The sequence below is a fragment of the Micromonospora sp. U21 genome, from assembly GCF_018070045.1.
Lineage (GTDB): Bacteria > Actinomycetota > Actinomycetes > Mycobacteriales > Micromonosporaceae > Micromonospora.
This window is the reverse complement of the sequence record NZ_JAGPYK010000002.1, coordinates 220,662-232,035: the sequence shown is the minus strand read 5'-3', so window position 1 is coordinate 232,035 and position 11,374 is coordinate 220,662. Positions and strand designations below refer to the sequence as shown.

General features: G+C 73.9%; 7 protein-coding genes. 2 read left to right on the top strand and 5 right to left on the bottom strand.

The features are described 5' to 3' along the window. The first annotated feature begins 35 nt into the window (after positions 1–35). Positions 36–242 (top strand): hypothetical protein, encoded by a 207-nt coding sequence (locus tag KBX63_RS03770; RefSeq protein ID WP_210908175.1) that lies wholly within the window; start codon positions 36–38, stop codon positions 240–242. A gap of 278 nt (positions 243–520) precedes the next feature. Here KBX63_RS03770 and KBX63_RS03765 read toward each other — a convergent pair whose 3' ends face one another. From KBX63_RS03765 to KBX63_RS03745, 5 genes are all read right to left on the bottom strand, one after another. Then, on the bottom strand, positions 521–1,882 hold the full coding sequence (locus KBX63_RS03765) for a hypothetical protein (RefSeq protein ID WP_210908173.1): 1,362 nt from the start codon (positions 1,880–1,882) through the stop codon (positions 521–523). A gap of 261 nt (positions 1,883–2,143) precedes the next feature. Further along, a complete protein-coding gene (locus tag KBX63_RS03760) occupies positions 2,144–4,240 on the bottom strand; it encodes an APC family permease (RefSeq protein WP_210908171.1) in 2,097 nt (698 codons plus the stop codon). Positions 4,241–4,327: 87 nt separating this feature from the next. Then, positions 4,328–4,729, bottom strand: a complete 402-nt coding sequence (locus KBX63_RS03755) for a hypothetical protein (protein ID WP_210908169.1) — start codon at positions 4,727–4,729, stop codon at positions 4,328–4,330. Between the two features lie 400 nt (positions 4,730–5,129). Further along, on the bottom strand, positions 5,130–5,900 hold the full coding sequence (locus tag KBX63_RS03750; protein WP_121652244.1) for a DUF5995 family protein: 771 nt from the start codon (positions 5,898–5,900) through the stop codon (positions 5,130–5,132). Positions 5,901–6,033: 133 nt separating this feature from the next. Next, a complete protein-coding gene (locus KBX63_RS03745) occupies positions 6,034–8,934 on the bottom strand; it encodes a LuxR family transcriptional regulator (RefSeq protein ID WP_210908168.1) in 2,901 nt (966 codons plus the stop codon). A gap of 193 nt (positions 8,935–9,127) precedes the next feature. Between KBX63_RS03745 and KBX63_RS03740 the strand changes: the two genes are divergently transcribed. Further along, positions 9,128–11,368: an adenylate/guanylate cyclase domain-containing protein gene (locus tag KBX63_RS03740; protein ID WP_210908166.1), complete on the top strand. Its 2,241-nt coding sequence runs from the start codon at positions 9,128–9,130 to the stop codon at positions 11,366–11,368. Positions 11,369–11,374: the final 6 nt, after the last annotated feature.

Genomic DNA, 11,374 nt, shown 5'->3' with positions numbered 1-11,374 from the left:
CACCTCGATCCACCACATTCCCTCAGGAGGCAGCGATGCGCGGCACCTCGATACTCGGAGTCATCGTCGTGATCTGGTTGGTGATCGGCGCGATCGCCGCCGGCCAGCGGGGCTACTACGGCAACGACGACACCAACTGCGCTGAAGCCGGCACCATCCTGGTCACCATCGTGGCCGGGCCCCTGAACTACATCGGCGCGAACCCCAAGGTCGACTGTGCGCTGCCCGAGCCGTCCAAGTAGGACCAAGGCGCCGGCCCGCGCCCCTTCGGGGCGCGGGCCGTTCGCTGTCCGGCACACGGCGAGCCCTTCGACTCGCCGACTCCCTGAGCGGCCAGGACGCACCGCACATCGCGAAGGGCGTCCTAGGAGGCTGGTTGGCGCGGCCGTCGGCCGTCAGCTGCACCCATGGGGTGAAGCCCGACGCACCCGGCCCACCGGCGATCGGGGTGATCGCTCCTGCGGGTCGGGTGCGTTCCGGACCGGTGCCCGCCACTCCGGCGGGCCGCCCCGCTGACGGGTCAGCGGAAACAGTTGGGAACCGGCACCGTGCTGCCCAGGCAGTTGCCGGGCTCGTTCTCGCTGATCTCGGTCTCGTCGTCGACCTTGGCTTGGGCCTTGTCCACGAAGAGGCCGCCCGGCGGCACGTTCGAGACGTTGTCGTTCACCCGGCTCTTGAACAGCGAGATCTGACCCATGGTGACGAAGATGCCGCCCGCCTTCTTGTCGGCGTCGTTGCGGCTGACGTCGCTACGGCGCACCAGCAGGTTGGACTTCTCGGCGTGGATCCCGCCGCCATCGCCCTCGGACGTGTTGTGCCTGATGGTGCTGTCGTCGAGCGGAAGCAGACCCTGGAAGGTGGAGATGCCGCCGCCCTTGACCGTGGCGGTGTTGTCGCGGATCGTCATGCCCCGCAGGTAGAGCACCGCATCGGAGTTGGCGATGCCCCCGCCGACCTCGGCGGTGTTGCCGATCACCCGGACGTCCGAGACCTTGGTGCGCGCCGAGAAACTGGCGAAGCCCCCGCCCTGCGCCGCCTTGTTGTCGGCGAAGGTGCTCCGGTGGACCTCGGCCGCTCCCCGGTAGTTGCCGAACCCACCGCCGTAGCTGGCGGCGGTGTTCTCGAAGAACTTCGACTTGTCCAGGGTGAGCACGCCACCGTTGAGCAGGCCCCCGCCCTTGCCCTCATTGCCGGTGGCCCGGTTGCCGACGAAGGTGCTGTCGCTGATGACCATGTTGCCGTCGTTGAAGATCCCGCCGCCGCCGCCCTCGGCGGAGCGGGAGGTGCTTCCGATGATCGTCGTGTGCCGCACGGCGGCGGCGGCACCGTGGACCACGTGGATGCTGCCCCCTTCGGCGGCCGACCGGCCGTTCCTGAGGACGACGTCACTCAGGTCCAGCTCGCCACCGTCGCGGACGGTGAAGAACCGGAACTCGTCGGCGTCCGGGGCACGCCGGATGGTGGCGCCCTCCCCGCGAATGGTGATGGGGTGGTAGATGACGGGCAGGCCGGCCTTGTCGTCCTTCGGATCCCGCGGGGGCGCCTCGGCGTCCCCGGGGTTCTCGGCGGTGTCGGCTGCCTCGCGGGCGTCCCGGATGCCGCCGTCGTAGTCGTCGGGTTGCTGGAAGGCCTCGGTGAGGGTGTACGTGCACTTGCGCGCGAGCCGAAGCTCGCCGCCGCCCTCGGCGTTGGCGCGGACGAGCGCCGCGATGAGTCGGTCGGAGTCGCAGGGCACCGTCACCCGGTCGGCTGCCGCGGCCGCCACGCCGGTCAGACCCGTCGTCGCCACCATCACGCCGCCCGCCACCAGGCCACCGGTTAAAAACCACCGGGACCGCCGCCTGGGCCGCGCTGGGCGCCGACTCACTCGGTACGTGAACATAGGGCTTCCCTGCCTCTCGTGCATGTGAACGGCCGCACCGAAACAGGCGCGGGGTGGCCAACATCGCTGCGCCACCGAAAATGACGATACGACGGTAAATTGTGACAAGGCAGGCGAACGTGAATAACCTTGCGGTTCCGCTTCCATGCCCCATCCGGCGCCGAGCGGGTCCAGCAGGGCTGAATGCCGGCGAAGCATCAGTTCGAGGTCACTTCTCGCCGCCCGCGGCTGGCCCCGCGGCGGCCGGGTCGGGCGCCGGGTTCAGCCGCCGACGTGGATGCCCGGCCGGCGCAGCGGGTCCGGCTCGGTGCGGCGGATGATCTCCCGCACCACCGGCGGGGTGTCCCCCCGGCCGAGGATCAGGTAACGCAGCAGGTGCGCGATGGGGCTGCCCTCCGACCACTCGAAGTGCGCGTGCGGCCGTACCCCGGTCGCGTCACGCAGCGCGAGCAGGATCGCCGCGATGGCGTTGGGCGCGGCCGGGCTGCTGGCCCGCAGCACCCGGAAGCCGCCCATCTCGACCCCGTGCACCCGCAGCACCTGACTGAACTCCGACGGGTCGACCACGTCGATCTCCAGGAACAGCACGTCGGCGGCGCCGGGCACCGGGTTCATCCCGCGCTGCGCCCGCTCCTTGACGGTGTACTCCTTCACCGAGCCGCTCTGCCGCTTGTTCGCGATCAGGTGCAGCTGCCCGTCGTGGGCCAGCGACTCGGTGATGAACCGGCGGGCCGGCTCGTCGAACTCGATCCGCTCGGCGCGCAGCTCGGTGGTCCGGGTGACCCGGGAGACCAGCGAGACCCCGATGATGCCGAGGATGAACAGCGCCGAGATGGTGATCCCGTCCGGCTGCTCGATGACGTTCTCCAGCAGCGCGTACAGCAGCACGAGCGTCAGCACGGTGAAGCCGACGGCGGCGGCGCGCCGGTGATGGCGGGCCGCGGAGATCGTCACCGCCACCGCGCCGGACACCATCATCGCCAGGATGCCGGTGGCGTACGCCCCGGCCTGGGCGTTGACGTCGGCCCGGAAGGCGATGGTGATGGCGACGCTGACCAGGGTGTAGACGATCACCACCGGGCGCACCGCGCGCGCCCACTCCGGGGCCATGCCGTACGAGGGCAGGTAGCGGGGCACGATGTTGATCAGGCCGGCCATCGCCGAGGCGCCGGCGAACCAGAGGATGAGCACGCTGCTCACGTCGTAGACGGTGCCGAAGGCCTCACCCAGGTACGTGTGCGCCAGGAAGGCCAGCGCACGGCCGTTCGCGGCGCCGCCCGGCCGGAACTCCTCGGCCGGGATGAGCACCGTGGTCACGAAGGTGGTCGAGATCAGGTACACCGACATGATCAGCGCGGCGGTGGTGAGCAGCAGGCGGGTGTTGCGGATCCGGGCGGCCAGCCGGGCCTGCCGGTCGTGTCCGCCGGCCGCCACCAGCGGCATCATGCTGACCCCGGTCTCGAACCCGGACAGCCCCAGCACCAGCAGCGGGAAGGCCAACGCGGCGGTCAGCAGCACGCCGCCCGGCCCGCGGCCGCCCGCGGTCACCGCGGTGGTCCAGTCCGACAGGACGCCCGGTTCGGTCGCGATCCGGGTCACCGCGACCAGCACGATCACCGCGTTGAGCACCAGGAAGATCGCGACCAGCGGGATGGCCACCACCACCGCCTCGCGGAAGCCGAGCAGGAACACCCCGCCGAGGATGAGCAGCAGCGCCACGGTGACCGCCACCGCGACGAAACGGCCGTGCAGAGCTTCCGGCAGGTACGGATTCTCCAGCAGGTGCACGGTGGCGTCGGCCGAGGAGAGGGTGATCGTGATGATCCAGGAGGTGGCCACGAAACCGAGCAGCACGAGCACGAAGATCTTGCCCCGCCAGAACGGCAGGAGCCGCTCCAGCATCGCCACCGAACCCTGCCCGTGCGGGCTCTCATGGGCGACCCGCCGGTACATCGGAAGCATTCCGAACAGGGTGAGCGCGACGATCAGCAGCGTCGCCAGCGGAGAGAGCGCTCCTGCCGCCACCGCCGCGATGCCCGGCAGGTACGACAGGGTGGAGAAGTAGTCCACGCCGGTCAGGCACATCACCTGCCACCAGGCGTGCGCCCGGCTCTGCCCCTCGGCCGCCTCCGGGCCCGGCGGCTGCACCTGGTGCTGAAAGAGCCACCGGCGCAGCGGGCTGGCCGGCGGCACCGGACGGACCGGGCTGGCGATCCGCTCGGGCACCACGACGCCCTGCCGGCCACCCCGGTGCGGACGGGCCGGGTCACGGGCGGCGCGCAGCGCCGGGTCCGGGCCGGCGAGCGGGTGGCGGCGTCCGCCCCCGCGTCGCGGTTTCCCCCGGTGCTCGTCAGCCATCGCCCGTCCCACGCTCGCAGGTCCTGCTCAGACGGTAGGCGGTACCGCGCGGCGCGGCCGGCGGAACCGGGCAGGCCGCTGGCCTGCTCAGGGCAGTTCCGTGCCGGCGATCAGCCGGGCCAGGGCGGGCGGATCGGTGACCGTCACCGTGGCCGCCGGGTGCCGGGGCCACTTCCCGGGCACCACGGCCGGCACCGGCACGCCGAAGCGCAGGCAGACCCCGCCGGCCGTGCTGCTGCCGAAGCTCACGCCGCGGTCGGCCAGCGACACGTGCGGGCCTATCACCCGCCACCAGCGGTACGGGCCGCTCACCTCGACGCCGGTCACGTTGTCCCGGTCGGTGCGCAACCGCCACGGCCCGTACCGGATCAACAGGTCCCGGTCGGTGACGGCGACCCAGGCCGTCGCCGGCCGGACCCCCAGCAGCGCCAGCGCCGGGCGGAACACCGGGTCGAAGCGGAACGGGAACCGGGTCGCGGGGCCGGTCATCCCGCACCGGGCCGGACGGTGGGTCGCGGCACCGGGCCACCCGGCCGCAGTGGGCCGGGCCGCGCGGGCCGGGGTCGGGCGGCGGGCCGACGCCGGGCCAGGACGGTCATGGCGCGGGCGTACCCCGTACAGGCCCGACGACACCCCCCGTCCGGTCGGATCTCCCGCCACCGGCAACGGCGGCCGATGCCCCTTTCCGCCTGCTCCCCCGACCGCCGGCCGGCACCCCCCGGGCCGGCCGACGATGGCAGACGGTCGACACCCCCCGGGTCGGCCGGCTGTCACCCGGAGCCGACCGGAACCCGGGCGGCGTCGCGGGTGGGTGGAGCTGGCGGGGCGGGACGCGTCCCCGCGCTCCGCCGCCCCCCATCGGGCGGAGCGCGGGGACCCCCCGTCCCGGCTACTGCAGAAACGCCCCCAGGGGCGAGAGCAGCAACCGGCCGAGCGCCGCGGCGTTGTCGTCCAACCGCGTGCGCTCACACTCGCGGGCGTCCGGATCGTGCCGGCACCGCCAGATCTTCTGCGCGTTGCGCCAGGCGACATCGCGGGTGTACTCGACCAGCTCCCCCTGGTACCAGTCGTCGATGTCACCGTTGAGCATGTCGATGAGCAGCTGCCACCGCTCGAGGTAACCCCGACGCAGGCCGGGGATCTTGTCCGCGAAGATGTTGTTGATCTCGAGGTAGTCGTGGTGCTGGTCGCTGCCGTCGACCGGCTCCGACTCCAGGTGGTCGAACGTGGTGACCAGGGCGAACGGCAGATCGAAGTTGATGTGCGCGTTGACCCCGGCCGCGGCCGACGGCAGCGGGCGGGCGTCCGGCCCGCGCATCCGCTCGAACAGGCACGACCACGCCTTCGGGGTGCCCGGACTGGAGTCGGTCCACAGTCGCATCGCGTCGAAATACCGCGCGGCGAACTCGACGTCCAGCCGGGAGAGGAACACCGGGTCGACGAAGCGGTCGTCGTACAGCCCGTCGAGGACGCTGCTGGTGATGGTCAGGTAGAGCTTGTTGAAGTCGGCCAACGGGCAGCTCTCCTCCAACGGAGGCAGCCGCACCAGCATGTCCTGGAGCTTCGTGAGGTGATCGACAACGGCCGGCACGTCCGCCGGATGGTCGGCGAGCAGGTCGACGATGTCCCGGTGCACGGGCCCCCAGACCGGTTCGGTCATCTCTCCTCCATGGTGGTCCGCGGCACCCCCGTGCCGCCGTCGACGGTGCTCAGCTTTTCAGCCGACATCGAGCGCCGGATCAGTAGAACGACGTATCCCGGCGCGCACAGGCGCCGGCTGACCGACCGGTCGGTCAGCCGCGCCGGTTGCGCAACTGGATGGCGCTGGCCTGGACCCGGGTACGGACCTGGAGCTTGTCGAAGATGTGCGACACGTGCACGCCGATGGTCCGCTCGCTGATGAACAGCCGCTGCCCGATCTCCTTGTTGGTCAGTCCCTCGGCGACCAGGGCGAGCACCTCCCGCTCCCGCGCGGTGAGCGCCGCCAGCTCGTCGTCGACCGGCTCGGCCGGGGCCGCGCCCCGCGCGCGGTCGGCGGCCTCGCGCTCCTCCAGCGACACCCGGGCCCGCCCGGCCAGCTCCCGGATCTCCGAGGTCAACGGCACCGCGCCCAACCCCTGCGCCACCCGGTACGCCTCGCGCAGCAGCTTGGCGGCGGTGGCCACCCGGCTACGCCGCGCCAGCAACGCCTCGGCCTGCCGCAGCCGCGAGTACGCCGCCGGATAGGGGTGGTTGCGCCGGTCCCACTCGGCGACCGAGCTGGCCCACAGCTCCGGGTCGCTGCCGTCGAGTCGACTCACCTCGGCGGCGCAGAGCGCCAGGAAGCCGTCCACCACCGAACGCACCGGACGGGCCGCGGACGCGCTCTTGCGCGCCACCCGCTCGGCCACGTCCCGCAGTCGGCGCACCGCCGTCGGGTCGACCGCCACCGTGCGGCTGGCGTGCGCCTCCGCCTCGGCGCGCAGGCCGTGCCAGACCAGCGCCGAGAGGATGGTCACGTCGTCGGAGCGGCTCTCGGTCAGGCCGCGCTGCACCGCCTGCCGCGCCACGTCGTGCCGGCCCTCCCACATGGCCAACCCGGCGCGCAGGGTGAGCAGGGGGATGACGTGCCGGGCCCCGCCGCCGGCGAGCACCGTGGCCACCGCGTCGAGGTCCCGGTCGGCGGCCTCGATGTCGCCGTAGCCCACCGAGAGCCGGCACCGGGCCAGCAGCAGCTCGACGGCGTCCGCGCCGGACGGGCGGTGCCGGAGCGCGGCGGCGACCACCTTCTCCGCCTCGGCCCACTGGCCGACCCGGAACAGCCCGTTGGTGGCGATGGCCAGCAGCCGGGTCTCCCAGGTGCGGCCCAGCCCCAGCTCGGCCACCCGCTCGGCGCCCCGGCGGGCCACCACCACCCCCTCCTCGAGGATGTTCAGCGGACCGGTCAGCAGCTCGGCCAGGTGCAGGTACGCGCAGGCCACGTCCTCCGGCCGGCCGGCGCGCTCGGCGGTGTCGAGCGCCTGGCGCATCACCGCCAGCCCGGCGTCCGGGTCCTCCAGGTAGGCCTCGCTGAAGCCGAGCGCCGAGCTGGCCAGCACGACCTCGGTGGTGGATCCCTCCACCGTGGCGGCCAGCGCCAGCGCCTCCCGGGCCCGCCGGCCGGCGTCTGCGTACCGGCCGAGGTGCAGCAGCAGCTCGGCCAGGTGCGCGGCGGCGGTGGCCCGTTCACCCGGGGAGCAGTCCGCCGCCTCCAACGCCCGCTGGTACTCCTTCTCGGCCAACGCCGAGCGCCCGGCGGCGGCCAGGTAGCGGGCCCGGCGGATGTGCAGCGCGCAGCCCGGCTCGCCGCCCTGCACCGCGGCCAGCTCCTCCAGCAGGGCCAGCGCCCGGGCGTGCTCCCCACAGTGGTGGGCCGCCTCGGCGGCGTGCCCGAGCAGCTCGACCCGGTCCACACCCGGCGTGCCGGGGTCGCCGGCCAGCTGCAACGCCGCCGACCAGTGCCGGTGCGCCTCGGCGTAGCCGTGCAGCCGCTCGGCCTCCTGCGCGGCGGCCACGGCCGCCGGCAATGCCCGGGCCGGCTCGCCGGCCAGCCGCCAGTGGTGCGCCAGTCGGGCCTGGTGCAGCTCGGCCGGCGCGGCAGTCAGCGCCTCGGCGTAGCGACGGTGCAACCCGGAGCGCTCGGCCGGCAGCAGCTCGTGCGCCAGGACCTCGGCGACGAGGCGGTGCCGCAGCCGGTAGCCGTCGTCGGCGCCGACCAGCAGCCGGTGCGCCACCGCGGCGCGGGCCGCCTCGATCAGCTCCTCCTCCGGCAGTCGGAGCACCTGGGCCAGCAGCCAGTGCTCCACCGGCTCGACACCGGCGGCCACCGCGTGCACGACCGCGTGCGCGTGCTGGGGCAGCGCGTCGACCCGCGCGAGGAAGATCTCACGCAGCGTCTCGGACAGCCCGTCCCGGCCGTCGCGCAGGTCGCGGGCCAGCTCCTCGATGACGAACGGGTTGCCGCCGCTGCGCTGCCACACCTGCTCGGCCGCGTCGGCGGCGAGCTCCCGGCCGACCACGGCGGCGGCGAGCCGTTCGGTGCCGGCCCGGTCCAGCGGGGCTAGGTCGAGCACCCGCACCGTCCGCAGTCGACGCAGCTCGGTGAGCACCCGGCGCAACGGGTGTGCGCCCTGCAACGACTCGGCGCGGACCGCGGCCAGCACCGAGAGCTGAAGGTCGCCGAGCCCGGCCAGCAGGTAGAGCAGCAGCTGGCGGGTGCTCCGGTCGACCCACTGGAGGTCGTCCAGGATCAGCACCAGCGGCCGGCCCTCGGCGATCAGGTGCAGCCCCCGGGAGACCCGTTCCAGCAGCGCGCCCGCGCCGTCCGGGCCGGCGGTCTCGTCGGCGAACATCTGCAACAGCCCGCGTACGGCCGAGGAGGTACGCGCCTGCGAGGCGGACAGGTCGGCGTCGAAGCGTCGCAGTGCCTGCAACAGCGGGTGCAGCGGGGAGGCGTCACCGATGTCCAGGCAGCTGCCGGTGAGCACCAGCGCGCCCTGGTCGCGCAACCGCGCGCCGATCTCGCCGAGCAGCCGGGTCTTGCCCACACCGCTCTCGCCGGTCAGGAAGACGGCGGCGGTCTGCCCGTGCGCGACGTCACCGAGCAGCGCGGACCGAACCGTCTGCACCAGCTCGGCCCGGCCCACGAGCGGTGCGGTGTCCACATCGCTGGCCATGGCACGCAGCCTAATCACATTCCCCCGTACCGTTCTACGGCCATCTGCAGCTTGTGGTACTCCTCGCGTCGACATTGCGACTAAAGGTTGCAGGTGGCCGACATACGTCGTTCTGCCGATCCCCTGTCAGCCCAGGAATGCCAATCTCCGAAGGTCGTCAGGCAGCAGCGGGAGAAAGGCCGGTGCGATACCCATGACCACCATCGTCACGCAGCGGACCACCACCCCACCCTGGCCGGTGCCGGAGGAGAGGCGCACGGTGACCGTGCTCTTCGTTGACATCGTCGGCTCCACCGCTCTGGTGGACCGACTGGACCCGGAGGACGTCCGGGCGCTGCAACGGGCCTACTTCGACACCGTCGCCAGCGTGCTGCGCCGCTGGCACGGGGTGGTCGAGAAGTACGTCGGCGACGCGGTGATGGCTCTCTTCGGCGCGCGGCACTCCGATGGCTTCGACGCGTACCGCGCGGTCCGCGCCGGGCTGGAGATCCAGGCCGCGCTGGACCGTCGGCCGATGGTCGGTGACATCGTGTTGCGGGTTCGCGTCGGCGTGGCCACCGGCGAGGTGGTGGTCGACCTGGCCAGCGCGGTCAACGGCGGTCACGGCGTGGCCAGCGGCGCGGTGATCACCACCGCGGCCCGGCTGCAGGAGTACGCGCAACCCGGCGCCGTCGCGCTCTGCGCGGCCACCGCCCGGGCCACCGCCGGTCTGATCGCCCAGCGCCAACTGGCACCGGTGCCGGTCGCCGGGCGGGTGCCGCCGGTGCCGGTCTGGCACGCCGTCGGCCCCGTACGCCCCGGTGCCGACCCGCACGACGGCCCGCTGATCGGCCGCCGTCGCGAGCTGGCCACCGTGCGGGACCAGCTGAGCCGGGCGGTCCGCGAGCACAACCCGCGCTGGGTGTCCCTGGTCGGTCCGACGGGCAGCGGTCGTAGCCGTCTGCTGCACGAGCTGACCACGTCGCTGACCACGGTGGACGGGGTGGCGGTGCGCTGGTGCGTGGCGACCTGCCAACCGTACCCGGATCAGGTGCTGGCGCCGGTCGCGGACCTGCTGCGCGTACTCACCGGGATCCGCCACGGTGACGGCCCGGCGGTGGTCCACGACCGGTTGACGGCGACCCTGACACCGCTCCTCCCGCCGGCCCGGGTCGCTGCGGCGGTCCCGGCGCTGGAACGGTTGCTGGCCACCCCGGACGGCTCGGCGGCCTCGCTGGCCGGCGCTGCGGCCTGCCGGGACGCCCTGCTGCGCCTGGCCGCCCAACGGCCGCTGATCGTCGCCGTGGACGACCTGGACCGGGCCGCACCCGCGGTGAGCCGGTTCCTGCACGCGCTGTTCACCGCCGCCACGGCGCGCGGACTGCCGCTGGCCGTAATCACCCTGCACCAGCCGCACTGGGCCGACACCCGACCCGGCGCGGCCCGGCGGGTGGCGGTCCGGCCCCTGGCCACGGTGCAGAGCGGGCGGCTGCTGCGCCTCCTGCTGACCCGGGCCGGGCAACCGGTGGCGCTGGTCGACCGGCTGCTGCCGGTGGTGGGCGGCCGCCCCGGGCACGCGGCGGCGTACGTGCGTTCCATCGTCGACGGAGCGGACCCGGCGGCGCTCCCGCTGCCCGACGAGGTGCGCCGGCCCGTCGGCGCGGAGCTGGACCGGCTCGACGGCGAACGGCGAGCGGTGCTGATGGCCGCTGCCACCCTGGGTGGGGTGGCCACCGGCGCGGCGGTGGACCGGGCGCTCGGCTGGACACCCGGGCGGTCCGGGCCGGCGCTGCGCGGGCTCGCCGCCGCCGGGCTGCTGGTCCCGCGCCGCGCCGACGGGTACGCGTTCGCCTCGCCCGCACTGCGCCGCGTCGCCGCCGAGCGGCTGCCGCGCGCGCTGCGCGCCATCTTCGCCAGCCGGGCAACCGGCGCCCTCCCTGCTGCCGGGGTCGGCTCTGCCGCCGATCGCGCCAAAGTCGTGCATCTCGACGCCGTCCGCTCCCGGGCCCGTCGCCTCGACGCAGTCTTCTCGGCGCTGACCGCGACGCGGCCGACCACATCCGACCCGGCAACACTGCGCCAACGCCTCCCCACTCCCACGGCGGTCGCCCCGCCGGCCGCACCGGAGGCTGGGATCGGCCCGACGGCGGCCGGGCGCCGACCGCCCGCGGTCGCGTCGGCGGGCAGCCTGCCGCCGACCTGGGCCGCCGCGCTCGCCACCCCCCGCGCTGCCGCCGTACCCGGGTCGTCGACCGGTGCCGGCGGTGACCGGAGCCCCGGTGTCGACCCACCGTCGGCAGCGGTCCGTACGATGCCCGCCAGCACGTCAACCGGGCGACGCCCGACGCCCCGTCCCGGCGCGCTCGCCGTCGTCGGTGGTCTCCCCCGCCCGGTGTACGCCGCACCCCGGCCGCCGTTGATCCGCCGGCCCGACGGCCTGGCCGCCTCCGCCTGAAGGCCC